The following is a 23,910-nucleotide window of genomic DNA, read 5'->3' on the forward strand; positions in this document are numbered from 1 at the left end:
GGTTCCGGACCCGGGGGTACCGAAACACAGATTTACGGCGGTACGGCAGTAGCATACGAACGATGATCCGCGGCGACGATTCCGGTGATCCACCCCGATCTCAGGGAGTGATCGCGTCGTGACCGAGATCGCGATCACGGATGCGGTCGACGCCTACCTCCAGCGAAAAGCCGTCGGCGACCCCGACGGGCCGGGGGCGGGTGCCTACGCGGCAAACGCCGAGTCGATCCTGCGGCGGTTCGCGGACTGGATCGACCGCGAGCACGGCGTCGAATCGCTGGCCGCGCTCGAGGCCGACCACATGCGGGCCTACGCCGCCGAACTCCGCGACCGAACCGACCGGGGGAAGTACACCGCCTCGACCGCCGGCACCTACTACGCGGTCGTCCGAGCCTTTCTCTCGTGGTGTGTCCGCGGCGGCATCGTCGACACGAACCCGGCGGCGACCGAGACGGCCACGGCCGAACTGCCACGCACCGAACAGCGGCCGGCCGACGACCGCTGGACCGCCGAACACCGCCGCCGACTCGAGACCTACGTCCGCAAGCGAGCGCTGGGCACCGGTGCCGACGGGACGGACCGCGATCCCGAGACGCGTCGTAACCGCTTGCGCGAGTACGCCATGGTCGCCCTGCTCGCCCACTCGAGCGTTCGCGGGGCCGAACTGTTCCGGGTCCCGGAGGACGACCGCCGGACGGGAGCGACCTGGGAGGACGTCGACTTCTACGCGGGAACGATCCGGGTGCTGGGGAAATCCCAGCGGCTCGAGGACGTTCGACTGCTGGCACCGGCCCGAACCCCGCTGCGACGGTATCGGGTCGTCCTCGATCCGCCGTCGAACGACTGGCCGCTGTTTCCGACCCGCCACGCGCCGTCGATCGCCCGTCGCGTCCGGGAGACGCTCCGGGACCGCGGGTACGGCGAGGACGAGATCGAGTCGCTGCTCGAGCGACGGACCGCGAGTCAACTCGCCCGCGAGCGGTCGATCGTACCGCCGGCGATCACGACCGAAGGCGCACGCTCGGTTCTCAAACGGCTCTGTGCCGAGGCCGGCGTCGACGAAGACTCACTGACACCGCGGAGCGTTCGCGGCGAGCACGACGACGAGCGGTCACGCCGTGAGGCGTCCCAGCCGACCCCGGCGCTGCGTGCGTCCGTCGGCGAGCGATCGATCGCCGTCCCTCGCCCTCGCCCGTCGGTCCCCGACGCCGGCTCGAACCCCGGGGCCGACGGCGACGGACCGACGGGGACGAACTGACTCGAGCGCTCGAGAGGCGGCCGGCCCCGCTTGTGCCCGTTAGCTCACGAGGAGCAACAGGACGACGGTCAAAAGCAGCGTCAACAGCAACACGGTCGTCCCGATCGGCAGCCGGAGCGGGATCGTCGACGGCCGACCGCCGTCGGCGGGCTGGCGCGGTTCGACGTCGACCATGGGAAGCCGGCGAGCGACCGCTTCGGTCGCCAGCACGGGGTTGTTCCCGACCCAGTAACAGCGTTTCACCGCGCCGACGACGGCCGCGTCGACGGCGGCGTACAGCTCGGTCGTCGCCAGCATCGACCAGCGGCCGAGGTAGTAGCCGGCCGGGTAGACGAACGACGCCGGATCCGGCAGGTCGAGCTTCGAGAGCGGCTTGCGGACGACGACGAACGAAACGGCCGCGACCGCCGTCAGGATGCCCGCGGTCTCGAGGTGGCTCGAGCTGTATGGGTGGAGGTGTTTGGATTTCTCACTGACCGGAACGGCGAACTCGAACTCGCCACCGTGGGCGTGAAGCGTCGGCGCGAGGTCGGCAAGCCCCTGCCACCAGACGCCGAACAGAAGACAGGCACCGCCGAGGCCGAGCATCGCGACGGTCTGACCGGGCTTTGCGTCCGAGACCGAAATATCGCTCTCACCGTGGAAGAAGACGTAGTAGCCGAGTTTGATAAAGGAAAGCAGGGTCCCGATCGCACCGAGCCAGAGCAGGTAGTACAGCGCCTCGAACTCCGTTGGTCCGTAGTAGTGTGGATTGGCCGCGTCGAAGAGCATCCCCTTGCTGACGTAGCCGTTGAAGCCCGGAATCGCGGTGATCGAGAGCGCGCCGAGGCCGAACCCGATCGCGGTCAGCGGCATCTCCCGCCAGAGCCCGCCCAGCTTGTACAGGTCCTCCTCGCCGGTGCGGTAGATGACGACGCCGACGGCCATGAATAGCAGGCTCTTGAACAGCACGTTGTTGAACAGGTGGCTCATCGCGCCGGCAACGGCGATTTCCGAGTACACCGTCGCACCCATGCCGATCCCGGCGACGATGTACCCGAGCTGGGCCTGGATGTGGTAGGACAGCAACGCCCGCATGTCGTGTTGGAGCAGCGCGAAGGTCGCGCCGTAGACGGCCATAAATCCGCCCATGTACGCGATATAGATCCCCAGATCGCTCGTCGCCTCGAGCGGGAACGCCCGGTAGAGGACAAACGCGCTCGTCTTGGTCGTATACACCGAGAGGAACACCGAGGCCGCGATGTGGGGCCGCGGATAGGTGTCGGGCAGCCAGACGTGGAACCCGATGAAGGCGACGTTGACGCCCATCCCAAGCACCGCGAGCAGTTCCGGAACGCCGCTCGCGATGCCGGTGCCGTCGTAGACGAAGGTGCCGGTCTGGACGTAGTGGACGGCGACGGCCATCATCACGAGCACGCCGCCCGTGCCGTGGAAGACGGCGTATCGGAAGCCGGCCCGGACCGCCTCGCCGCCGTAGTGCCAGACCACGAGCGTACTCGTGACGGCCATCAGCTCCCACATGAACAGGAGCACGAGCCAGTCGCCGGCGAAGGCCGCCCCGATCGAGGAGGCGACGTAGGCCAGCGCGAAGGCGGTCAGCGTCTCGCTTGCCTCGCTCGAGTAGGCATAGATGACGCTACAGACCCCGAGGAAGCCGAGCGCGAGTCCGACCATCCGGGAGAAGTCGTCGACGTAGAACGGGACGACCTCGAATCCGAGGAACTGTCCGGCCAGATGCTCTCCGCCGGGCGCGATCAGCGATATCGCCAGCACGGCCGCCAAGCTGCACGCGCCGGCGGCGAAACCGGCAATTCGGGGCAACACGAGCACCAGCAGCGCCGCCGCGAAGACGAGCAGCGGCGGGTAGGCCATCGATAGCCACTCGAGTTCCATCAGTTGCTCACCTCCGTCATGAGCTGGTCGAAGGGAACGTCGGTCAGCTCCTCGAAGGGCATCCCGAAGACCTCCTTGACGATCCGGGTCGCCAACTCGAGGAAGACGGCGTGGTCGGGAACGATCCCGAGAACGATCGCGCCCGTAGCGATCACGGCGATGGGCGCGAGCATGAGCCACGTGCTCTCGGTGAGCGGGGAGCGGCGCGTCCAGCCGTCGGCCGGCGGACCGCCGGTGAGGTGGTCGTCGTGGTCGCCGTGATGGTCGACGGTGTCGACATGGTCGCCCTGCACGTTGGAATCGACCTCGTCGGGAACCGTGTGGTCGCTGGGGTACTTGTCGACGGCGTACTCGTAGTCGTCATCGTCGTCCGTCTCCGCCGATTCGGAGCGGTCGGTCGGCTCCCCGCCGTCGGCGGCGACCTGTTCGTCCGCCGCCGTCTCCGCACCGTAGGACTCGACGATGCCGCCCCGGGGGAACTCGAGGACCGGCTTGGCGTCGTGGCGGTCCTCGCTCTCGAAGAAGGCCGTGTAGACGACCGGCCAGAAGTAGCCGATGTTGAGGACGGCCGAGAGCAACAGCGCGCCGGCGAACAGCCAGTAGCTCCCGCCGACGTCGCCGGCCCCGATCAGCATGTAGAACTTGCTGACAAAGCCCGCGATCGGGGGGAGTCCAGCCATCCCGGCCGCACCGACGGTAAAGGCGGTCATCGTCAGTGGCATCCGTTTCCCGATGCCGGCCATCTCGCTGATGTAGTCGGTGTGGGTCTCGACGTGGATCGCGCCGGCACAGAAAAACAGCGTGAGCTTCGCGAACGCGTGTGCCGGAATGTGAAACAGCGCGCCGACGATCGTGTAGGGATGGAGCATCGACAGCCCGAGCACGATGTAGGACAGTTGCGCCGTCGTCGAGAACGCGAGCCGGCGTTTGAGGTGATCCTTGCGCATCGCGATGATACTCGCCGCGGTCAGCGTGAACGCGGCGACGACCGCGACCGGAACGTTCAGACCGACCTCGCCGATCCCCGGGACGGAAAGCGGCAGGTCGTGGATCAGTCCGGGACCGTAGACCTCCAGGATGACCCGCGAGATGCCGAAGGCTCCGGACTTGACGACCGCCACCGCATGGAGCAGCCCGGAGACGGGCGTCGGCGCGACCATCGCGTCCGCGAGCCAGGAGTGCAACGGCATCAGCGCGGCCTTGACGCCGAACCCGAGGATTAGCAGGAAGAAGGCGACCTGCGCGTACACCGGCTCGGCCTGGGCCGCCTGGGCCAGCGCGTCCATCCCACCCGCCTGGAAGGCCAGCGTCGGCTCCTGGACCAGACTCGTCAGCCAGTAGATCATGACCGTGCCCGCGAGCAGGAAGACACCGCCGCCGAAGAACGTGTAGGTGATGTACTTGCGCCCGGCGATGCGGGCCTCGTCGTCCTCGTTGTGGGCGACCAGCGGATAGGTGACGAGCGACAGCAGTTCGTAGAAGACGAAGATCGTCACGAGGTTCGCCGCGAAGGCGATCCCGACTGCCGTCGAGAGGCTGGCCGCAAAGGCCGCGAAGAAACGGGTCTGAGCGTGCTCGTCGAGGCCGCGCATATATCCCGTCGCGTAAAAGGACGTGAAGATCCAGAGGAAACTCGCGAGCAGAGCGAAGAAGATCCCCAGCGGATCGGCCCGCAGCGCGAAGTCGAGGCCGGTGAGGAACTGAATCCCCGTCGCCTCCTTGAGGCTCCACGTGTAGACGGTTCCGGCCATGACGCCCGGCAGCATGCTGGCGACGAGGCCGAACTTCGTGAGGGCGGCCAGGACGGACCACCCCTCGCGGAGGTTCGGTCGGCGATGCGATGCGACGATCAGGACGATCGCGACCGCCGAGACGAGCACGGCGGCGAGCGGTCGAATATCTGCAACCATCAGTTGAACACCTCCGTCAGGAACGGATCGAGCAGTTCAGCGACCGTGCCGCCGGCGAAACCGAGCACGACGGCCCCGATCGCGGCGACGACGACGACCGCGAGCATCCCGGTCGAGACGGCCTCCGGGGAGCCACGACCGCGGAACGCGGCGGTGATCGCACCGGTTTCGCGACCGGGTCCGGTCCCGCCGTCGGTCGCGGCTGCCCCGGACGTTCCGGGCGCGTGGGACCGGTCGACCGGTGCCGACGGCGTGAAGTACATCTTCTCGAGCAGGCGAGCGGCATACGCAAGCGTGAGCATGGTACTGAGGAAGATCACTGCGGCGACGGGCCACAGTTCGGACTGGACGGCACCGAGGGCGATGTACCACTTGCCGACGAAGCCGACCCCCGGCGGGACGCCGACCAGCGCCAGCAGCAACACCGCCATCGCGGCGGCGGCGACCGGCCGGTCCTTCGACAGACCGGCGTACTCGTCGACGGTACGGGCGTCGTAACTGACCGCGATCAGGCCGGCCGTAAGGAAGAGTCCGGCCTTCAACAGGCCGTGCCCGACGAGGTGGATCGCGGCACCGATGAACGCGGTCTCGGAGTGACCGGCGATGACGACGCCGTAGGCGGCGATCACCAGCCCGAACTGCGACACCGACGAGTAGGCGAGCATCCGTTTGACGTCGCGCTGGATCACGGCCAGAACAGTCCCGGCAAGGACACTCACGCAGCCGATCGTGACGATGACCGCCGACGCTCGGGGCATCGCCGAGAGGTAGTCGACCCCGAAGACGGTGACGATCAGCCGACCGAAGGCGTACGCGGACGCGGTCGAAACCAGCGCCGCGATCAGCGGCGTCACGCCGTCGGGAGCCCGGTTGTAGGCGCTTGGCTGCCAGGTGTGCAGCGGCCACTGGGCGACCTTGGTGGCGAAGCCGACGATCATAAACGCGAAGCCGGCCCGGATCAGGGTCGGATCGCCGTCCGGAATCGCCGTCGCGAGTTCGACCATGTTGAGCGTCCCCGTCGCCATGAGGACGAAGGCGACGCCGATCAGGTACATCGACGCGGCGACGGTCCCGAGGATCAGGTACTTCAACGCGGCGACCGCCGCCTCCGGCCCGTCGCCGCTTGCGACCAAGGCGTAGGTCGCCAGGCTCGTGATCTCGAGGAAGACGAACAGGTTGAACACGTCGCCGGTCAGCGAGATCCCGAGCAAGCCGCCGGTCAACAGCAGGTAGGCGGTGTAGAACGTGTTCCCGCGCGGACCGCCTCGGCGCGTGTACGCGAGAACGCCGAGGGCGACGGCGGTCACGAGCAGGACGATCAGCATCGAGAACTGGTCGGCGACGAGTTCGATCCCGAACTCCCGCGAGTAGCCGCCGAGCTCGTGTCGCTGCTTTCCCGCCGTGAAAACGACGCCCGCGAGGTACGCGGCCGCGACGAACAGTCCGGACGTCGTGATCGCGGCAACCGACCACCCGGTCCGGTCGAACCACAGGCCGAGCGCGATCGGCAGCGTCGCCGCGACGATCGGCGCGACGATCAACAGCGGCACGAGCAGTTCGCTATTCATCGACGCGCACCTCCCGCAGCGTATCCTCGCGAAGCGTCCCGTACTCCGAGTAGATGCGGATCACCAGTGCCAGCCCGACGGCCGTCAGCGCGATGCCGACGACGATGGCGGTCAGGACAATGACCTGTGGAAGCGGACTCGCGACCCTCCCGTCGGCGGGGACGATCGGGGACGAACCCCCATCGACGTACGCCATCGAGATGAAAAACAGGAAGATCGCCGACTGGAAGAGGCTCACCCCGATCAGCTTCTTCACGAGGTTCTCGTTGGCGATCACCATGTAGAGGCCGATCCCGAGCAGGACGAACAGCAGGACGTACGTGTACCTGTTCGCGAGCGTTTCAATCATCGTCGCTCACCTCCGCGGACCGCGAGTCGGCGGGTGCGTCGGCCGGCTCGTGTCCGCCGGTTCCGCTGTGGCCCTGCGCGTTGAATCCCGCGGCCATCGCGAAAAAGAGGGTGATGATGACGCTCGAGACGATCAGCGAGACGCCGCCGATCTCGATGGCCTCGAGGCCCCACTTTTGTTTGTGGCCGAGAACCTCGTAGATCCGATCGAACTCGAGGAAGTTCCCGCCGAGGGCCATCATCGACAGGCCGATCCCGGCGAAGATGGCGACGCCGCCGGTCGCGAGCCCGACGAGGACGCTGTTTCGGAGCCACTGGCGGGTCGGCTCGATGCCGAACGCGAACGCGAGCATGAGCACGGTGACCCCGACGATGGTGCCACCCTGAAAGCTCCCGCCGGGCGTGTCGGACCCGTGAAGGACCATGAACATCCCGTAGGTCAGCGTAAACGGGGCAAGGATCTTGACGGCGGTCATGATCACCTGACTCTCGGTGTAGGTATCGTCGACTGTATCAGCGTTGGACATTCAGGCAAACACCTCGCGTTTCAGGACGAGCAGCGTCGAGACGCCGGCCGCGAAGACGACGACCGCCTCGCCGAAGGTGTCGAACCCACGGTAGGCAGCAAGGACCGCGGAGACGGCGTTGTGGATTTTCGTGTCCTCGTAGGTATTCTCGATGTAGTGCTGTGTGACATCCGGGTTCGACCAGACCGGTGCGCTCGGGTCGCCGAGGGTGTACATCTCCGGGAGCACGGTCATACAGACGACGAGTACGAACGCACTCACGACGACGACCGCCGGCACGTGAACCCGCTCTACGAGCTGATCGGACGGCGGACGGGTCGTCCGCGCAATGGTCAACAACAACAGGAGCGTCGTCACGCCGGCACCGATCGCGGCTTCGGTCATCGCCACGTCGGGGGCCAGCAGGAACGTATAGAGGATCGCCATCCCGAGACTGTAGGCGCCGAAAACGATGATTACCGACAGAACGTCCCGAAACAGCGCCGTCGCGACCGCAGTCGCGAGGATGAAGACCGCGAGCGTGTACGCGAGCGCGCTCATCGCGACTCACCTCCGTCCGTGGCGCTATCGGCGTCGTCGCCTTCGTCGGCCAGCAGCGGCTCGACGCCGGTTTCGGCCGCGGAACGGGCGATCGCGTGTGCCGCGGTCGGGTTCGTGATGAACACGAAAAACAGCAACAGGACGGTATACACCGTCGAGTGCTGCCAGCCGAACGCAACCGCAACGCCCGCGAGCGCGAATCCGGCACCGAGCGTGTCCGTCTGGGATGCGGTGTGTGCCCGCGTGTAAATGTCCGGCAGGCGGAGCACGCCGACCGTCGAGACGAACGTAAAGAGCAGGCCGAACCCGAGGAGGACGACGACGGCCCAAAACTGGATCGCCTCGATCACAGCACACCACCCCGCTCGACGGTAAACTTCGAGATGGCGATCGACATCAGGAAGTTCAACAGCGCGTAGATCAACGCGACGTCGAGAAACCACGGTTCGTCGAGTCCCGCCGCCAGCAACGCGAGAATAACGACCGTGTTCGTCCCGAGAACGTTCACCGCCAGCAGCCGATCCTGGGTCGTCGGACCGGCCACGGCGCGGTAAAACATCGCGATCGCGAGCACGACGAACAGCGCGGCCGCAGCGAGAAAGACGTCGTCGATCGGGGGCGTCACAACTCGTCACCCCCGACGATCTCCGCGTCCTCGCGTTCGCGGGGCGACGGGATCGCGGCCGACTCGCGGCCGTAGAAGACAAAGCGGACCGCCCGCTCGAGTCCGCCGTCGAAGAGGTCCTCGCGGGCCGACGGGATCAGCGTGTGAACGAGCAGTTGCTGATCGTTGGCTCGGACCGTCAACGTCCCCGGCGTAAGCGTGATGCTGTTGGCGAGTGCAAGCAGCGGCAGACCGCTCCGAACCCGGGCGTTGACGCGGGTCAACGTCGGTTCGATCGGCATCGACGGCCGGAGGATGACCGCCGAGACCGCGAGGTTCGCCTTGACGATCTCCCAGAGCAGGTACGGAACGTAGCAGGCAAATCGGACGGTTCGGATCGGCGACTGGACGCGGTCAAGCGGAAACGTAAACGTGACGTGTGCGAGCGACACCGCGACGATCCCGGCGACCGCCGCACCGGTGATCAGATCGAACCAGTAACTCGGATCGCCGAGCACGAGATAGAAGCCGTACGAGATCCAGAACGTCGCAAACAGTCGGTCGAACCGTTGAGTGCCGCCTTTGACCAGCCGCTCGTGGCGAGCGGGACGATCGACCGGGGCCTCGTCGTAGGACAACCCGATGTTCGTGAGTTCGCGCTCGAGCGGTTGGAGCATCTGTGCCGTCGTCCCCGGGCGAAACTCCGGATCGAGGACGACGCGATCGATCCCGTGCTCGTCGGCGTACGCGTCGAACGTCTCCGCGTAATCCCGCGGGCTGAAGAGGTATTCGTCGAACCCGATGATCGCCGTTTCGACTGTCACCGAGCCCTCACCCGCGTCTTCCCGTGCCCAGTTTTCGGCCTTCGAGAGCAACTGTTCGGCTTTCTCCATCTGGGCCTGTCCTTCCGGCATTTCCAGGTCGTACGGGAGCGCGGCGACGAGGTGACACTCCAGCGCGTCGGCCGCCTCGAGCCCCGACTGGACGGCGTAGCCGACCGTCTGCCGGACGGTCACCGTGTCCGACAGCGGTACGAGTACTCGCTCAGCCGCCACGGCACATCCCTCCTGGTGACCGTCGTTGGATACTCATGACTCTCGTCGTTAGTCGAGTCAAGCGGTAGCCGTAGGAAAACGATTTCGTTATCCACCAGCAGTCTCCCGATTCGACACTCTTTGTTGAACGTTCACGTCGTTTATTCATTCGTACTGGTCGGTCGACGGAACTCCCGCGAAGGACGATCGACCGGTAGCTTTACAACTACAGTTGCAATAGAGAAACCTGACTTTATGACGCGGGCCGAAACCGTTCACGACCGTATCGGAACTGCACGCAACGAACTGACGAGCGCCCAGCTAGCGGTCGTCTTCGCGTTCGCCGCAGCGGCGGCGTTTGCGCTGCTTTTCGTCCAGGAACCGCTGGTTCACGACTCGCTGCACAACTTCCGGCACGCGGCCGGTGTGACCTGGCACTGATGCTGCTCGACTACCTCCAGCGAGGCGTCCTCGCGGGCGTCCTCGCCGGTCTTGCTTACGGACTCTACGTGGCGCTCGTAGCGAACCCGCTGGTCGACTACATGGAAACGGTTGCGAAGGGGGGTGAACACGGCCATACCGCCGGTGAGCACGTCCACGCTGCCGGCGAGCACGCTCACGCGGTAAGCGAAACGACGACTGCCGTCGTAAGCGTCGGTAGCGCCATTCTGTGGGGAATCTTGCTCGGCGGCGTCTTCGCGCTTGCCGTTTACTTCCTCGAGCCGGCGCTTCCCGGACGCGATCCGATCAACGCCTACGTACTGGCCGGATCGGGCTATTTTACGGTCTCCGTTGCACCGTGGCTGGTGCTCCCGCCGACGACGCCGGGGGCCGAACAGGCCGGCGATCCCACGACACGGATCGTGATCTACATCGGGATGATGGTCGTCGGCGCGGTCGTCGCCACAGCCTCGGTTCTGGGCTACAGACGCGTTGCATCCCGTAGCCGTCCCCTCGGCCTTCTCACGGCAGCAGTCCCGCTCGTCTCCCTCGGCCTCCTCGCCGCGTTCGTGGCGCCGACTATCGTCGAGACCGGGACGCTTCCGGCTGATCTCGTGACCGCCTTCCGTGGGCTGACCGCGTTGAGTCAGGCCGCCCTCTGGGTGCTCGTGGCCGGCTTGTTCAATTGGCTTGGGGCGCGACCCGCCCTCGGTTCGACGACCGAACGACACGATGGAGCGCTGACGAACCCATGAAAGACCGAACTCCGGAGTACCGGGAACGCCTCGACGCACACGTGTTCGTCTGTACGACCGATCGGGACTCCGAATACGCCAGTTGTGGCGCGGCCGGGGCCGAGGAGACGCTCGCGACGGTCAAAGACTGGCTGCGCGACCGGGATGCGTACTGGTCGCCGGTCGGCGTCAGTTCGACCTCGTGTCTGGGCCTGTGTAGCGAGCACGGAACCGCGATCACGATCCAGCCCCACAACGAGTGGTACTCGGACGTCCAACCCGAGGACGTTCCCGGACTGCTCGAGTCGGCGTTCGGTCCGAACGCCGAACGGGTCAGCGACGAAGAATAGCCCGACTGCTTTTCTCGAGTTTGAATGAATCGGACCCGTTCTGTGGAAGGGTTGTGTCGTTCCTGCCGTAGTTCAGTCTGAACGTTGTTACTGACGCCACCGACTCGTCACGAGAGCAACTGACAGGAGGGCCACGAGTGCAGTTACCGGACCGAAGCCGGGGATTCCGTCATCGTCCCCATTGGGTTCGTCGTCGTTTCCGGGGTCTTTCCCGGGATCCTCTCCGTTTCCGGGATTCTTACCGGGGTTTTCACCGTTCCCGGGGTTCTTCCCGGGATTCTCTCCGTTTCCGGGATTCTTACCGGGGTTTTCACCGTTCCCGGGGTTCTTCCCGGGCCCCTCTCCGTTTCCGGGGTCGTTTGGCGGTGGACTGCCGCCACCACCACCGCCACCTCCGCCACCGCCGCCGCCTCTGTTAGGCGGCCCGTCATTATCGCCATCGCCGTCACCATCGCCATCGCCGTCGCCGTCTCCATCACCGTTGCCGTCTCCATCACCGTTGCCGTCTCCATCACCGTTGCCGTCTCCATCACCGTTGCCGTCTCCATCACCGTCGCCGTCGCCATCACCGTCGCCGTCTCCATCACCGTCGCCGTCGCCATCACCGTCGCCGTCGCCATCGCCGTCACCTGGTTCGGACTCGTTTAACTCGATCCGAACTTTCTTGGTCGACGTTTTCGTCCCGTCGGCGCTGATTGCGGCATGGAGAACGGCATACTCACCGCGTTCCCACTCTTCGTCAGTTCCAACCGTGACTGTCGTTTCCGGTTCGTCAGCAGTCACACCGGTGAATGACGCGTTGATGATCGACCCCTCGCCGGATTCGAGACGATTTCCAGTGCTGTCGATCAGCCGCCGATTGTCGTCGAACGTCCATCCCGACGGGAAAACCGAGAGGAAATCCGCTAACTCGATACGCCGATCGATCTCCCGTTCGCCGATCTGCGTCCCGAACATTCGGATTTCGTCGGCCTTGAAAACGCCGTTCACGCCTTCAACTGTATGCTCGACAACGATATCGTCGGCACTCGGAACGGATTCGAGTCCCCCTTCGATAACCAGGTTGATACGTTCGTCGTCGATATCCGCTTCATCGAACACTGCAACGACGTGATCAGCGGACTCCGCCTCGAACCCGGCCTCGACGTTGAACTCGAGGTCGTCACCGACGTCGGCGTCACTGGTTACGGGTTCGACGCGATCCGACGGCGCGGACTGGACCGTGGCGGTATCGACACCGTAGATCGTTCCGCCGCCCTCGATGTCACCGTTCTCGAGGGTGAAATCGCCGCGTTCGACGACCACGAACGCATAGATGCCAGCCTCCTTCGGCTCGTAGGTAAACTCGAGTCCGGAGTCACCCAGTTTCGTTCCCGTACTTGCCCGCTCGAGGTCGATCTCGTTTTCGTTTACCAGCCGCCGGAGCGTTTCTCCATCGAGCGTGCCGGTCGTATCGTTCTCGCCGTCAGTTGCAACCGCTGTCGCGCTGTCATCGACGTGTCCGACGACGAGATCGAACTCCTTCCCCTGGAGAGCGTCGAAGGACAGTCCCGGCCGCTCTTCGAACTCGAGTGTGAGTTCCGTCTCCTTCGTAAAGACACGTATCGGATCCTTCTGCGCACTCAGTTCGGGGGTGAACGAGCTATCGAGACCTTCAGCGCGGACGAACGTCTCCGGAGTACTCACCTGTGTGTCGCCGGCGCTACCGACGCGCAATGAGAAGGCCGCGCCTTTCCAGATATCTACTTCGTCGGTTACGGTGATGCGCTCGTCTTTCAACTGATCCGATGCTGCGGCCGTTCCGGTCAGTCCGTATCCGGCCGGTGCTAACACGCTCGTAACCGTGAGGAGCGCGAACGCGACTGCGCCGATCTTGGCGTTCATCGGATCCTCTCACCCCATTTTATTTTTGCGTCTGGGGGATAGAATTCTATGGTTTTGCTACTGGAGATCATGTATTACTGTGCAAACTAATAAGAGATAATAGTAACGGCTTAGAAGAGTAAGTGATTTCCCCCGAGTAATAAATTAAAGCAGTTGACCGAATTTTCCGCTTCGCTCGTCTGCGTCATCGGGTTCGTTCATGTCTCGCTTTCCATCGGAGAGAACGCGTCGAACGATCCGAGGAGGGTCTTCGATTCCGTCGATAAACGACCCACAATGTTAGCGTCCCGATCGAGCGTACCGTTGCACGCCGATCAACGCGGACAGGGCACCGATGGCGAGAAGTGGCCCGAATCCTGGCGTATCGTCGGAATCCGGATCGGCATCGCTATCGTCATCGTTTCCATCGGTCCCGTTCGATGGCATATTCACTCCGTTACCGCCGTTCTCGGTACCGTTCCCGTCTTCGCCGCCGTTCTCGGTACCGTTCCCGTCTTCGCCGCCGTTCTCGGTACCGTTCCCGTCTTCGTCGCCGTTCTCGGTACCGTTCCCGTCTTCGTCGCCGTTCTCAGTACCGTTCCCGTCTTCGTCGCCGTTCTCGGTACCGTTCCCGTCTTCGCCGCCGTTCTCGGTACCGTTCCCGTCTTCGCCGCCGTTCTCGGTACCGTTCCCGTCTTCGCCGCCGTTCTCGGTACCGTTCCCGTCTTCGCCGCCGTTCTCGGTACCGTTCCCGTCTTCACCGCCGTCGCCCGATTTGATCTCGACGAGATGGTTCTCGCTCACGCCAATGAGTTCCTCTTCGTCGCTGTCGGCAACCTCGTTTCCACCTTGGACACCGACGTACAGGTCGTACTCCCCGGGATTGAGGTCGGAAACCGTCGTAGAATACGTGAGGCTGTCTTCTGCAGTCAACTCGATGCGCTGGCTATCGTCCTCGTCGTTCCAGACAATAGCTTCGACGGTCTCGATCGATCGATCGTCGTGTTCGGTGAGTTTTGCGGTGATGGAAAGCTCCTCGTTTTCGTGGACTGTAAAGTCCTCCGACGAGGAGACGTCTACCTCATAGGCTGCGATAACCACGGGCTGTGTCTTCTCGATCGTCGTCGTCTCGATGGAGGCAGCGTAGGATCCAGTATCCAGATTGTCCGTCGAGAACGAGATGTCCGTTTCTCCCTCGGTCAGTCCGCCGTTCATCATTTCAGCTTTGCCCTCGGAGTTTCGGAGGAAAACGCTATACTCCTCGTCTCCGGGCCCGGTAGCAGTCCCTTCGATGACGTCACCGGGTTCGACGACGGTAACGCTGTCGACGGCGAACTCCTCGCCCTCTACTTCGACCGTCCGCTCGGGCGTGTCGATCGAATCATCTAGCTCGAGACCGTATCCGGAACCCGCAACGATTCCCATTCCCACCGTCGACGCGATGAGAACGCAGAGGATGGGGACCAGTAATCGCGTTGTGTGCGATGACATGATTAGTGTTTCAGACTCAGTAATTAAATTCCTTTCTATAAACAATACAAAATAAGTAGGGTCATCCAGTCGGAACCGTTTCGTACATCATCTCGATTTCGTTCAGGCCCGTGAGGATTCGTTCGATGGAGTGACGGTTATCCAGAGGTCGGTGTAGTACTCCGTAGTCTCCAGAGAAGGAGTCTCCGGAACATCGTTGTCGGGGTAGAGGAGCCAGACGATGCGGACGTCGTCGCCGGTCATCGTCGGCTCGAGATCGTACGTATGATGCCACGATTCGTTGTGGTCGAGATTGACCTGCAATCGATCGAGTTCACGTTGCTCCGTGATGGTTGTCCCGTTTCCGATGGTATCGGTACTCGAGCCGCTGGCATTCGTTTCGTTGCTGATCGGCTCCGCTCTTTGCTCGAGAACGACGACAGTGTACTCGACGGGACGATGTTCGTGGTTATCGACGCCGAGAACGATCTCCCTCGATTCCCCGTCGACGAACTCCCTGGGGAAATCGTCGGCGACGAGTTCCCCATCGTCGTCTTCGGTCAGAAGATAGACAGCAGAAAACTGCTCTCCTGCAGGCGGAGCGACGATCGCGAACGTCACGACGCCGATCACGAGCAGTATCGAAAGGACGAGCAGGACGTTCAACGTCCCATCGATGCGCGATTCCGGTTCGAGCAGTTCGGATCGACCCGCCCGATACCATTCACGATATGGAACGCGGAACCGTTCGTTTTCCGGAAGTTGCCACCGGCGAACGGCAGCAGCGCCGGTCGTGACAAGCGTGAATCCGGTGAGAACAACCATAATCGGCCCCAGCCGGAGCCCCCACGGCGTAAAGTGCAACCCGAGGCCGACGAGGGGAATAATCGTGAGGCTAAGACCGACGGACAGCACGGCCCGCTCGATGCCGTCGATACCGGACCGAAGCGACGGTTCGGGATCACTGGCTTCGGGAAAGAGCACGGCGAGAAAGACGTACCCCGGAACGACCAGCGCGAAAGCTGTCCCGAACGGAATGCGAAGCGGCGTCTCTCGAACGACCGGCGTGAAGACGGTCACGTTGACCAGAACTGTCATCACGAGCATACAGGTCAGATCGCCCGGAAGCTTACGAAGCGGTCGTGGCAAAAGCAGTTGCAGTGACCGTCGATCGACCATTAATTCACCATTTAATGATTGGTTATAAAAGTCGATCGATCCGGACGGCGCTCGACCGACGCTTCGTTTCAACCGTCGTTCGACGGAGCTCCCCTCTCCGTGTGGGTGTTCCTACTGGGTTCGGATCCCGGACTGTCACAGACGTGTCGTGTCGTTTCCAGCAGGCGTTCGGCATCCTCGGACGAGACCGTGGCCGGCATGAACGCGGCCCGTTCGTACGCTTCCGTTAGCTCCCGCAGGAACGTCTCGTTCCCAACGTCGGTGCCGTACTGACGATAGAACTCCCAGTGCGTGAGCGAGTCCGAACGGTCAGCCTCGATATCGGACTCGAACGACGCTCTGGCGGCGGCATAACAGGCTCTGACCGCTTCGTCCGACCGTCCATTAGCGAGGTGAGTGTGTGCGTTCTCGAGCAGTACTCTCCCCATGGCTTGACTCCTTTCCCCGGGTTCGCGATCGACCGTGGAACGTTGCCGTGTCGACTTCCAAGACGGGGGCTCTCGGATCGATTCCCGACGGCTTCGGTACCACCATCCGAGACAGGCCGCAAGCGTGATCACACCGAATCCCGCAAGGAGCGACGCCCTCGTTGGGACTCCGAATCCGCCATCGGTACCGGATTTCGCAAGCGGAGAGAGCCGTACCGTTTCCGTCGCCCCCTCGAGGTTCGTTTCCGCCCCGTCGTACGTCGCCGTAATCTCCCGTTCCGTCTCCGCTGCCAGCGCGATGGTTGCCGAAATAGCACCGTTTTCGTCCGTCGTGACAGTGTCGGCTGATTCTCCATCGACCAGAATCCCGACCGTCTGATTTTCGAGTCCATCGCCGTCGATGGTCGCCAGCGTCCCGGCGATCCGAACGGCGGAAGCGTTCGTTCGCTCCGCCTCGAGTTCGAGGGTCGTCTCCGTTTCCGTTATCGTTACGTTTCGGGCCGCTGTCGTCGGTGCGAGTGCGCGTCCCTCGGGAAGTGATACCCGTAACGTTCGATCTCCATCCGCAACAGCGGCTGGAACGGGTATCGATTCCGAGAAGTGTCCGTCGGCGACGGGGAGCCGCCCGATATCGTGATCCCCGAGGCTAACCGTCACTACCGCGCCGTCAACGGGTCGTTCTGCTGCGACCACGTCCCCTGTAACCGAAAGCGATTCGTTATACGCGGCCGTCTCCGATACCTCGAGGTTTCGGATCTCCCCTTCGGTCTGTTCGATCGAAACCGGAACCGACGTTTCGGTACCGAGGTACGTCGACCGAGCGGCAGGGACGTACTGAACGGTGAGACGTTCAGTCGAGAGCGGTTCCGCCGCCGGCCGATACTCGAATTCGACCGTCCCGTTGTCCCACGTCTCGACATCGACGGGCTCGTTCCCGACGAGAATTCTGCCGTCCGTCTCGGCGACGGTCGATCCATCACCGGTCCGTATCTCCCCGCGGACCGGAAGCGGGTCCCGGAACGATATCGTTTCGCTCGTCGTCGAAACGTTGAGTTCCGTTTCGACGAACTGTTCTTTCCGGACTGTCTCCTGTTCCTGCTGAATCGACCGGGTCGTGTTTTCGATAGTGGCTTTCTCCGCCGAGAAGTCCCGGTCCGTCTCTCCCGTAAGTATCTCGTAGCGTTTCGAGATCGTTTCGTTCCCTTCCTCGATGTCGGTTGCAAGCGCCTCGAGTTCACGAGCGAGTTCGCGGGCCCGGTCTACGTCGCCGGATTCACGGGCCGCTTCGTACTCCGCTTTCGTTTCCCGATACTGTCGTGTTCGGTTTATCAGCCGTTCTTGTTCCTCGGCGGCCGTTTCGAACGATTCAGTGATGTCGTCTCCATCGGTTTCGTCGTCGCCGTTTCGACCGTCCGTCTCACCGGTTACCTCGACGAACTGCTCGAGTCGCTCGTAGTACTCGTCGTCGAGGTACTCGCTTGCTTGCTCGTACTCTTCTTGCTCGAGCGCGACCGTACTTTCGCCCAGCCGGTCACTGAGCCGATCCGAAAGCCAACCGGTTACTGCAGCGGTATCGCCGTCTTCGTCGTATCTAGCCGGCTTCCGGTGACGGACCGTCTCATTGACGCCGTCCGAGTCAGCGACGACGAACGACGAACCCCCCGTTCCGTCGCTTCCGGGAGGGATGCCGGTAACACCGGTCAAAACGACGGGAAGAAAAAACAGCACCGACGCGAACACGAAATACCTGACGACGTTGTTCACGGACGAAAATTCGTTTCTCTGGATAAAAGTCTGTCTGCTCGATCGGTTCCGGGAGCAACCAATAAGTTCAACACCCTATCTTTTCAAATGATAGCTATGCGTCCAATGCGGCGGTCGTTGGAAGCCGGTTTGCTTGCGACCCTCATGGCCGCTCTCGCGATTCTTTTTGGTCGACCGCCCTTGCTCGGGGCCACAGTCACGATCGGCGCGTTACTTCTGGCACGACAGTACTGGTTCCTCCGAACCCTTTCCGAAACAGTCGGGTCGCTCTCGGTCGAACAAAAGCCCCAACTGACGGGAACCCACACCGGCGATTCGGCGGATATTACGTTTGCAGTATCACGTGCCCCGACGCCACTGGCGCTCGAACTCGAGCCCGGACTGCCGACGGCTGTTACCGTCGACTCGAACACCACTGCCGAGCCGACCCTCGAACTCGAACCGGGGACGCCGAACGCGGAGCGTACTGTACCGGTAACGTGTCACGTTACAGGACGCCACACGTTCGATCCAGCGCGGTTGACGGCCACGGACGGGTGGTTCCGCGAGACGCTTCCCGTCGGTCCGACGCCGACGATGCTTATCGAACCGCGGGGACCGCGAAACGTTCATGTCGGATCGGGCGGCGACCACATCGCCCTTGCACAGGGCCAACACGCGTCAGACCGGCGCGGATCCGGGCTTGTGCCGACCGAACTCCGTGAGTACGTTCCCAGCGATACCGCCGATCGGATCGACTGGAAGGCGACAGCGCGACTCGGAACGCCTCACGTACGGGAATACCGGACCGAAACCGATCGGCCGACGCTGCTCGTGGTCGACCATCGTACCACGCTCGCGACCGGGCCGCCGGACGAGACGGAGCTGGATTACCTCCGCGAAACCGCCCTCGCAGTCGCGACCAGTGCTCGACGATTCGGCGATCCGCTCGGCTTGCTCACCGTCGGCGACGACGGAACGACCACCCGAATCGATCCCGCCGTCGAACCGGCGCAGTATCGGCGGATTCGACAGCAGTTGCTCGATCTGGAACCGACGACGGCGGAGCCACACCGTTCGTCCATCGGGGGAGACGGCGGGTCGACGACCGGGAGTTCGAACATCGACGACGTCGATCTACGATACGAGCACGAACCGACGGACGCCCGGTCGGCACTTCGAGCGCTCGAGCGAAACGACGCGACCGATTTCGAGCGGACGCTCCGGCCGTTTTACGCGACGCGCCGAACGTACCGCGAACGGTTCGTTTCCGAGCCGCTGTATCGCTCGCTCCAGACCGTATTAAACACCCAGGAACGGGAGCCGTGGACGATCCTGTGTACCGACGATTCGGAGCCGACGAAACTCCGAAAGACGATTCGGTTGGTTCGCGAGCACGGAAACAGGGTTCTCGTGTTACTTGCCCCGCGGGTGCTGTTCGAATCAGAATCGCTTGCGGATCTCGATCGGACGTACGATCGGTACCTGTCGTTCGAGGAGTTCCGACGGAGTCTCGACCGTATCGACGGCGTAACGACCCTCGAAGTCGCTCCCGGCGACCGACTGGCAACGGTCCTCGCCGACGGCCGAGACCGAGCGCGGACAACCGCGTCGGGAGGACACCACTGATGCGCAAACGGAGCATCAAATCGAACGATATCGGGGGACGAGATGATCCCGAGGAACCCAGCGGCCGGCTGGAAGGCGTGGGGGTTGCGATCGTCGTCAGCTGTTTTGGGGTGACCGCCGGCCCGATGGGCGTCCTCGCGGGACTCATCACAGCCGTGATCTGGTATACCCTTGGCGTCGCGTACACGCTTGCCGGCGGCCACCTCCTGCTTGTGGTTCTCTTTTCGGACGGGATCGACGCGACTACGTTCGTCGTTCTCGAGGCGGGGTTCGTGGCTCTCCTCGTTGCTACTATCGTGGGCTCTCGAGCCGACCGTCGAACCGGACTGGTCGGTATCGGGGCTGTCTTCGGCACTGGTGGGATTACGTGGGTCTCCCTTTCGCGGTCTCTCGTAGTGGGGGCCGGGACGGCGGTCCTGACCGTTATGATCGCGAGCTATCTCTTGCATCGGTACGAACTCGTTAGTTTCGACCTCGTTTCCGACCCGGAACGACCAACCGACAACGAGACGGATTCCAGCTATGAGTGTGAGTAAACGGCTCGACGGACCCGAGTCCGACGACAACAAGGATGACGAGCAACCGACCGAATCGAAGACGGACCACGAACTTACCGACAGGGAACGAGCCGAACTGCTGGCAGCGGAAAACCGGCGGCTTCGTGAGGAATACGCTCGAGCGCGGCAGTCACGGTACCGAAGCGCGGCCGCAGGGTTCGCCGTTGTCGGTCTCGTCGCACTTGCTGCCGGCGTCCTGTTTCCCAGTACCCGAGAGGTACTGGTCGCCCTTGGCGGGACGGGGCTGTTCGGTGCGATACTTACGTACTATCTGACGCCGGTCGAGTTCGTTGCTGCAGATGTCAGCGAACGGATATACGGAGCATACGCCACAAACGGGAGTGCGATCGTCGACGAACTCGGCCTCCGTGAAACCCGATTCTACCGTCCCGCTGATGGCAGTGCACAGCTGTATATCCCGTTGCACGCGGTCGACGGTCCCCCGACCGACCTCGACCAGAACGGACCGTTCGTTCTCGACGGCAACGACCGGGGACTGCTGTTCGACCCAGCCGGTGCGTTCCTCTTTACCGAGTTCGAACGCCGGCTTTCGGACGACTTCGGTTCGACGCCGGAGACGATCACGATGCAACTCTGTGACGGACTCGTCGAGCAGTTCGAACTCACGGAACGAGCCGACTACGACGTCGATCCGGCCGGCGGACGCGTGACGGTTCGTCTCACGGACAGTACGTTCGGTGCCCTCGATCGGTTCGACCACCCGATCCCGTCGTTTCTCGCGACCGGGCTTGCAGTCGGGCTCGAGCAACCGATCGAGACCGAGGTCGATCGCGGCGAACGGTCCGACTGGCTCGTGACGTGTTGGTTCGAGTCTTAAACGAGTGCCGGAGTCGGTCGTCGTCAGACGTCGGGGGACGCTTCCCCGGCCGACGGAGTTTCCTCTCGACGGGAGATATCGGGAACCTCGACGTTGTCGACGATGTCCGAGACGACGGCTTCGGGACTGACGTCGGTCAGGTCGGCCTCGGTGCTCAGGACGAGTCGATGGGCCAGTACCGATTGAGCCAGCGCTTTCACGTCGTCCGGGACCGCGTACTCTCGGCCGTGGATCGCTGCACGAGCTTTCGCCCCGTTCAGGAACGTCAGGCTCGCACGCGGCGACGCGCCGTGTGCGACATCGGGATGATCTCGCGTCTCGGCGACGAGATCGAGGAGGTACTCTTTGACCGGACCGGCGACGTGGACGTCGCCGATCACCTCCTGGGCAGCGAGAAGCAAATCGGGACTGACGACCGGATCGATATCGGCCGGCTCAAGCTGTGGCTCGGCATCGAACCGCTCGAGTAACGCGGCTTCGTCGCTCCGGTCGGGCAGCTCGAGCGTGAGTTTGAACTGGAACCGGTCGCGCTGTGCTTCGGGGAGTTCGAACACCCCTTCCATTTCGATCGGGTTCTGTGTCGCAACGACCATAAACGGGTCCGGTAACTCGAACGTTTTCCCTTCGATCGTGACGTGTTTTTCCGCCATCGCCTCGAGAAACGCACTCTGTGTCTTCGGCGTCGCGCGGTTGATCTCGTCGGCGACGATCACGTTCGTGAAGATCGGACCGCGCCGAAGTTCGAATTCGCCGAGGTTTTCCCGGTAGACGTGTGCTCCCGTGATGTCTGCCGGCAATACGTCCGGCGTCATCTGTATCCGGCGGTAGTCGAGTCCCGTTGCCTGTGCGAACAGGTTCGCAAGGGTCGTTTTGGCGACGCCGGGAACGCCCTCGAGTAAGAGGTGTCCGTTCGTTAAGACGGCGATCGTAAGCTGTTCGATCGCTTCCTCGTTGCCGATGAGCACGTTCTTGACTTCCGTTTCGACTGCCTCGTGGATCGCCTGTGGGGTATTCGGTTTCTTATCACTCATTTGATTATTTTCAGTCATTGCTCGTCGTGTTTCGAGCGGGTTCGATTAAACGCTGTTATCACTCTGTCGATACGTTTCTCGTCCCACTCCGGATACTGGGAGCGGAGGATTGCAGCGAGTTCGTCCTTCGAAAGCGGTTCGGGCGGCGACTCGAGCTTCGACGATCGGTGGTTTTCGCTCGATGACAGTCGGATCCGAATCGTTTCATGGAACTCGTTCGACCGAGGGCTCGCAACGACCGCGACGGTACCGAGTACGACGGCCCCGAGGAGGGCCTGTAGAAGCGGGACGCGCCGTATTGTGCCGACAAATGCGACAAGGGGCGGAACGCCGTCCGAGCCGGAACGATCGATCAGAACGCGCGAGTTCTCCTTGTACAGACCCTCGAGAAACGCATGGTTGTCCGACTCGTCGATCATCGCGTTGATCGTGATACTCGGGTCTCCGACGAGGATAACCTCACCGTCACCGACGGGTTCAGTCGTCACGACGGGAGCTGCCGTCAGGTTCGCTCGATCGTCGAGTTCCTCGTCCGTGGAGTTCGCCAGATACGAAAACTCGCTCGTCCGAACGAGGACCGTTGCGTTTCCGGGTTCGATCGCCGTCGCGTGGTTTAACGTGAGCCGATCGACCCCTGCTGTGGCGGTGTGGTTCTCGACGGGAGTCACCAACGGCATCGCCGGGCCCCGATCGTAGCGTCGTTGGTCCAGCAGCAGTCGCCCGTCGAGTCGGGCGTCGACTCCGACGTCCTCGAGCAGTCGATTCGCGTTCGTTTCGACGGTATCGAGAACGACGAGGGCCCCGCCTCGTTCAGTGAATTCGCGGAGTCGATCGGCCTCCGCTGGTTCGTACGGCTGTTCCGGAGCGACGACGAATGCGACGGTCTCCGTCGCCGATTCGTCTGTGGGGTATCGCTCCGTCCCGTCGATGACCTCGAGTTCGACGGCCGGATTCGACTGGATCCCCTCGCGGAACTCGGACGTTCCATCCCACGACGGATTATACGGCCCGAATCCGGCCGCCGAGGTACTTGCCGCGACAAGAACCGTCCCAAGAACCACCGCGAGGAAGACCGCGAGAACGAGGACTGGCACTGTGAGTTCGATCCCCGTTCTCGCTTCGATCCACTCACGAACGGTCATGGATTGATCCACTCCTTCGCTGTTCGACGTGGTGGAATCGCTATCGGACACGTGTTGTTCGGGTTCGGTTCCGCCATGCGGTGATTCCGTCCGATCACCACGGTGCTACCCCCGGTGGCAAAATCTCGAGTATTCGTCGGATGACGATGCACGCAAAGCCAACGACACCGATACCGAGTACCCATCGCAGCCGTCGTCGCCACTGCGGTGTCACGTTGATCGGGGCGGTCAACTCCATAAGGAGGAGGAAGCCGATGAACGACAGAACGAAAAACAGATCGTAGGAAAGCGACTCGAGAGCCGTCAACACGAGAATCGTCGCCACCATCCATGCGAACTGACCGTGGATGAACCGAACGCGACGACGTGTGGGCATCTATTCGAACGAGCGTTTTCGATGACTGTAAATTGATCGGAATAAAGACCGGCCGATTCCGATACCGGCTCTTTCGGATCGGTGCCGTGACTACTGGTAGGAAACTGCGGACTACCCAACGGCATATATTTCTAATCTCCAGTGGTAACATTAATGCCAGTAGCGTCGCAACCGATCGACCTGCCGCATACTATGCCCGAATGTTCCAACTGCGGGGCGCATATCACCCCATCGTTCGTCCGTGTCTTTGGGAGTGATGGTGACGTTCACGGCTGCCCAACGTGTATGACGTACGCGGAGATCACCAACGGTGATGCAGTAGAAGAGGTGTAACTGCGCCCGGAAAGTGCCGAAGCTCAACCCTTCCGATACCGCCTTCGGACGGGTGTATTTCGAACAAACACCGGGTCTGTATTTGCGGTCGCCTGTCGCCGCCCATCGATAGCT

The 23,910-nt window shown here is 62.9% G+C and carries 24 protein-coding genes; 8 read left to right on the forward strand and 16 right to left on the reverse strand.

Translation table 11 applies throughout. The annotated features are described in order from the left end of the window. Window positions 1–118: 118 nt before the first annotated feature. The gene (locus TX80_RS13115; RefSeq protein ID WP_049923573.1) at window positions 119–1,258 is read left to right on the forward strand and encodes a tyrosine-type recombinase/integrase; all 1,140 of its coding nucleotides are present in this window, start codon (window positions 119–121) and stop codon (window positions 1,256–1,258) included. Window positions 1,259–1,297: 39 nt separating this feature from the next. Here TX80_RS13115 and TX80_RS13120 read toward each other — a convergent pair whose 3' ends face one another. The 9 genes from TX80_RS13120 to TX80_RS13160 are packed head-to-tail and all read right to left on the reverse strand — an operon-like array spanning window position 1,298 to window position 9,703. Continuing rightward, window positions 1,298–3,151 carry a Na(+)/H(+) antiporter subunit D gene (locus tag TX80_RS13120; protein WP_049923574.1) on the reverse strand — a complete coding sequence of 618 codons (1,854 nt, stop codon included), beginning with the start codon at window positions 3,149–3,151 and terminating at the stop codon, window positions 1,298–1,300. Next, window positions 3,151–5,061, reverse strand: coding sequence for a proton-conducting transporter transmembrane domain-containing protein (locus TX80_RS13125; RefSeq protein WP_049923575.1), 1,911 nt, complete (start codon window positions 5,059–5,061; stop codon window positions 3,151–3,153). Before TX80_RS13125 ends, TX80_RS13120 begins: the two co-directional genes overlap by 1 nt. Continuing rightward, the gene (locus tag TX80_RS13130) at window positions 5,061–6,629 is read right to left on the reverse strand and encodes a proton-conducting transporter transmembrane domain-containing protein (protein WP_049923576.1); all 1,569 of its coding nucleotides are present in this window, start codon (window positions 6,627–6,629) and stop codon (window positions 5,061–5,063) included. The genes TX80_RS13125 and TX80_RS13130 overlap by 1 nt, the downstream gene beginning before the upstream one ends. After that, window positions 6,622–6,978 (reverse strand): cation:proton antiporter subunit C, encoded by a 357-nt coding sequence (locus TX80_RS13135; protein ID WP_049923577.1) that lies wholly within the window; start codon window positions 6,976–6,978, stop codon window positions 6,622–6,624. Before TX80_RS13135 ends, TX80_RS13130 begins: the two co-directional genes overlap by 8 nt. Next, a complete protein-coding gene (locus tag TX80_RS13140; protein ID WP_049923578.1) occupies window positions 6,971–7,504 on the reverse strand; it encodes an MnhB domain-containing protein in 534 nt (177 codons plus the stop codon). Before TX80_RS13140 ends, TX80_RS13135 begins: the two co-directional genes overlap by 8 nt. After that, the gene (locus tag TX80_RS13145) at window positions 7,505–8,044 is read right to left on the reverse strand and encodes a DUF4040 domain-containing protein (RefSeq protein WP_049923579.1); all 540 of its coding nucleotides are present in this window, start codon (window positions 8,042–8,044) and stop codon (window positions 7,505–7,507) included. It abuts the gene before it with no gap. Further along, window positions 8,041–8,394: a monovalent cation/H(+) antiporter subunit G gene (gene mnhG, locus TX80_RS13150; protein WP_049923580.1), complete on the reverse strand. Its 354-nt coding sequence runs from the start codon at window positions 8,392–8,394 to the stop codon at window positions 8,041–8,043. The genes TX80_RS13145 and mnhG overlap by 4 nt, the downstream gene beginning before the upstream one ends. Further along, window positions 8,391–8,669 carry a cation:proton antiporter gene (locus tag TX80_RS13155; RefSeq protein WP_049923581.1) on the reverse strand — a complete coding sequence of 93 codons (279 nt, stop codon included), beginning with the start codon at window positions 8,667–8,669 and terminating at the stop codon, window positions 8,391–8,393. Before TX80_RS13155 ends, mnhG begins: the two co-directional genes overlap by 4 nt. Beyond that, on the reverse strand, window positions 8,666–9,703 hold the full coding sequence (locus TX80_RS13160) for a monovalent cation/H+ antiporter subunit E (protein WP_049923582.1): 1,038 nt from the start codon (window positions 9,701–9,703) through the stop codon (window positions 8,666–8,668). Before TX80_RS13160 ends, TX80_RS13155 begins: the two co-directional genes overlap by 4 nt. A 234-nt stretch (window positions 9,704–9,937) precedes the next feature. On the opposite strand from TX80_RS13160, the gene TX80_RS13165 reads away from it, so the two are divergent. The 3 genes from TX80_RS13165 to TX80_RS13175 are packed head-to-tail and all read left to right on the forward strand — an operon-like array spanning window position 9,938 to window position 11,207. After that, window positions 9,938–10,123 (forward strand): CbtB domain-containing protein, encoded by a 186-nt coding sequence (locus TX80_RS13165; protein ID WP_049923583.1) that lies wholly within the window; start codon window positions 9,938–9,940, stop codon window positions 10,121–10,123. Then, entirely contained in the window at window positions 10,123–10,878 is a 756-nt protein-coding gene (locus tag TX80_RS13170; RefSeq protein WP_049923584.1) for a CbtA family protein, read from the forward strand. The genes TX80_RS13165 and TX80_RS13170 overlap by 1 nt, the downstream gene beginning before the upstream one ends. Continuing rightward, window positions 10,875–11,207, forward strand: a complete 333-nt coding sequence (locus tag TX80_RS13175; protein ID WP_049923585.1) for a (2Fe-2S) ferredoxin domain-containing protein — start codon at window positions 10,875–10,877, stop codon at window positions 11,205–11,207. The genes TX80_RS13170 and TX80_RS13175 overlap by 4 nt, the downstream gene beginning before the upstream one ends. Window positions 11,208–11,294: 87 nt before the next feature. Here TX80_RS13175 and TX80_RS13180 read toward each other — a convergent pair whose 3' ends face one another. The 4 genes from TX80_RS13180 to TX80_RS13195 all read right to left on the reverse strand — a co-directional run bounded on the left by TX80_RS13180 (window position 11,295) and on the right by TX80_RS13195 (window position 17,911). Then, the gene (locus TX80_RS13180) at window positions 11,295–13,091 is read right to left on the reverse strand and encodes a PGF-CTERM sorting domain-containing protein (protein WP_049923586.1); all 1,797 of its coding nucleotides are present in this window, start codon (window positions 13,089–13,091) and stop codon (window positions 11,295–11,297) included. A gap of 279 nt (window positions 13,092–13,370) precedes the next feature. Beyond that, window positions 13,371–14,561 (reverse strand): hypothetical protein, encoded by a 1,191-nt coding sequence (locus tag TX80_RS13185; RefSeq protein WP_154658648.1) that lies wholly within the window; start codon window positions 14,559–14,561, stop codon window positions 13,371–13,373. A 102-nt stretch (window positions 14,562–14,663) separates the two neighbouring features. Further along, on the reverse strand, window positions 14,664–15,719 hold the full coding sequence (locus TX80_RS13190; RefSeq protein WP_049923588.1) for a DUF1616 domain-containing protein: 1,056 nt from the start codon (window positions 15,717–15,719) through the stop codon (window positions 14,664–14,666). Between the two features lie 68 nt (window positions 15,720–15,787). Further along, window positions 15,788–17,911 (reverse strand): DUF4129 domain-containing protein, encoded by a 2,124-nt coding sequence (locus tag TX80_RS13195; protein WP_049923589.1) that lies wholly within the window; start codon window positions 17,909–17,911, stop codon window positions 15,788–15,790. A 105-nt stretch (window positions 17,912–18,016) separates the two neighbouring features. On the opposite strand from TX80_RS13195, the gene TX80_RS13200 reads away from it, so the two are divergent. The 3 genes from TX80_RS13200 to TX80_RS13210 are packed head-to-tail and all read left to right on the forward strand — an operon-like array spanning window position 18,017 to window position 20,914. Further along, complete coding sequence (locus TX80_RS13200) at window positions 18,017–19,519, forward strand: DUF58 domain-containing protein (RefSeq protein WP_326544631.1); 1,503 nt, start codon at window positions 18,017–18,019, stop codon at window positions 19,517–19,519. Further along, on the forward strand, window positions 19,519–20,055 hold the full coding sequence (locus tag TX80_RS13205) for a hypothetical protein (protein WP_049923591.1): 537 nt from the start codon (window positions 19,519–19,521) through the stop codon (window positions 20,053–20,055). Before TX80_RS13200 ends, TX80_RS13205 begins: the two co-directional genes overlap by 1 nt. Then, window positions 20,042–20,914: a hypothetical protein gene (locus TX80_RS13210; RefSeq protein ID WP_049923592.1), complete on the forward strand. Its 873-nt coding sequence runs from the start codon at window positions 20,042–20,044 to the stop codon at window positions 20,912–20,914. Before TX80_RS13205 ends, TX80_RS13210 begins: the two co-directional genes overlap by 14 nt. A 23-nt stretch (window positions 20,915–20,937) precedes the next feature. Here TX80_RS13210 and TX80_RS13215 read toward each other — a convergent pair whose 3' ends face one another. The 3 genes from TX80_RS13215 to TX80_RS13225 form a co-directional block, all read right to left on the reverse strand. Further along, window positions 20,938–21,945, reverse strand: coding sequence for an AAA family ATPase (locus tag TX80_RS13215; RefSeq protein WP_049923593.1), 1,008 nt, complete (start codon window positions 21,943–21,945; stop codon window positions 20,938–20,940). Window positions 21,946–21,959: 14 nt separating this feature from the next. Continuing rightward, window positions 21,960–23,087, reverse strand: coding sequence for a DUF4350 domain-containing protein (locus tag TX80_RS13220; protein ID WP_049923594.1), 1,128 nt, complete (start codon window positions 23,085–23,087; stop codon window positions 21,960–21,962). A 94-nt stretch (window positions 23,088–23,181) separates the two neighbouring features. Next, window positions 23,182–23,463, reverse strand: a complete 282-nt coding sequence (locus TX80_RS13225; protein ID WP_049923595.1) for a hypothetical protein — start codon at window positions 23,461–23,463, stop codon at window positions 23,182–23,184. Window positions 23,464–23,655: 192 nt separating this feature from the next. On the opposite strand from TX80_RS13225, the gene TX80_RS20150 reads away from it, so the two are divergent. Beyond that, window positions 23,656–23,796, forward strand: a complete 141-nt coding sequence (locus TX80_RS20150; protein WP_449271533.1) for a DUF7563 family protein — start codon at window positions 23,656–23,658, stop codon at window positions 23,794–23,796. Window positions 23,797–23,910: the final 114 nt, after the last annotated feature.

The organism is Halopiger djelfimassiliensis (assembly GCF_000455365.1).
GTDB lineage: Archaea > Halobacteriota > Halobacteria > Halobacteriales > Natrialbaceae > Halopiger_B > Halopiger_B djelfimassiliensis.

Excerpts from the sequence above, each read along its gene's own strand:
- TX80_RS13130 (WP_049923576.1), bottom strand. The coding sequence starts at position 6,629 with ATGAATAGCGAACTGCTCGTGCCGCTGTTGATCGTCGCGCCGATCGTC.
- TX80_RS13135 (WP_049923577.1), bottom strand. The coding sequence starts at position 6,978 with ATGATTGAAACGCTCGCGAACAGGTACACGTACGTCCTGCTGTTCGTC.
- TX80_RS13200 (WP_326544631.1), top strand. The coding sequence starts at position 18,017 with ATGCGGCGGTCGTTGGAAGCCGGTTTGCTTGCGACCCTCATGGCCGCT.
- TX80_RS13170 (WP_049923584.1), top strand. The coding sequence starts at position 10,123 with ATGCTGCTCGACTACCTCCAGCGAGGCGTCCTCGCGGGCGTCCTCGCC.
- TX80_RS20150 (WP_449271533.1), top strand. The coding sequence starts at position 23,656 with ATGCCCGAATGTTCCAACTGCGGGGCGCATATCACCCCATCGTTCGTC.
- TX80_RS13205 (WP_049923591.1), top strand. The coding sequence starts at position 19,519 with ATGCGCAAACGGAGCATCAAATCGAACGATATCGGGGGACGAGATGAT.
- TX80_RS13220 (WP_049923594.1), bottom strand. The coding sequence starts at position 23,087 with ATGACCGTTCGTGAGTGGATCGAAGCGAGAACGGGGATCGAACTCACA.
- TX80_RS13145 (WP_049923579.1), bottom strand. The coding sequence starts at position 8,044 with ATGAGCGCGCTCGCGTACACGCTCGCGGTCTTCATCCTCGCGACTGCG.
- TX80_RS13175 (WP_049923585.1), top strand. The coding sequence starts at position 10,875 with ATGAAAGACCGAACTCCGGAGTACCGGGAACGCCTCGACGCACACGTG.
- TX80_RS13140 (WP_049923578.1), bottom strand. The coding sequence starts at position 7,504 with ATGTCCAACGCTGATACAGTCGACGATACCTACACCGAGAGTCAGGTG.
- TX80_RS13215 (WP_049923593.1), bottom strand. The coding sequence starts at position 21,945 with ATGAGTGATAAGAAACCGAATACCCCACAGGCGATCCACGAGGCAGTC.
- TX80_RS13125 (WP_049923575.1), bottom strand. The coding sequence starts at position 5,061 with ATGGTTGCAGATATTCGACCGCTCGCCGCCGTGCTCGTCTCGGCGGTC.
- TX80_RS13225 (WP_049923595.1), bottom strand. The coding sequence starts at position 23,463 with ATGCCCACACGTCGTCGCGTTCGGTTCATCCACGGTCAGTTCGCATGG.
- TX80_RS13165 (WP_049923583.1), top strand. The coding sequence starts at position 9,938 with ATGACGCGGGCCGAAACCGTTCACGACCGTATCGGAACTGCACGCAAC.
- TX80_RS13185 (WP_154658648.1), bottom strand. The coding sequence starts at position 14,561 with ATGTCATCGCACACAACGCGATTACTGGTCCCCATCCTCTGCGTTCTC.
- TX80_RS13210 (WP_049923592.1), top strand. The coding sequence starts at position 20,042 with ATGAGTGTGAGTAAACGGCTCGACGGACCCGAGTCCGACGACAACAAG.
- TX80_RS13190 (WP_049923588.1), bottom strand. The coding sequence starts at position 15,719 with ATGGTCGATCGACGGTCACTGCAACTGCTTTTGCCACGACCGCTTCGT.
- TX80_RS13120 (WP_049923574.1), bottom strand. The coding sequence starts at position 3,151 with ATGGAACTCGAGTGGCTATCGATGGCCTACCCGCCGCTGCTCGTCTTC.
- TX80_RS13180 (WP_049923586.1), bottom strand. The coding sequence starts at position 13,091 with ATGAACGCCAAGATCGGCGCAGTCGCGTTCGCGCTCCTCACGGTTACG.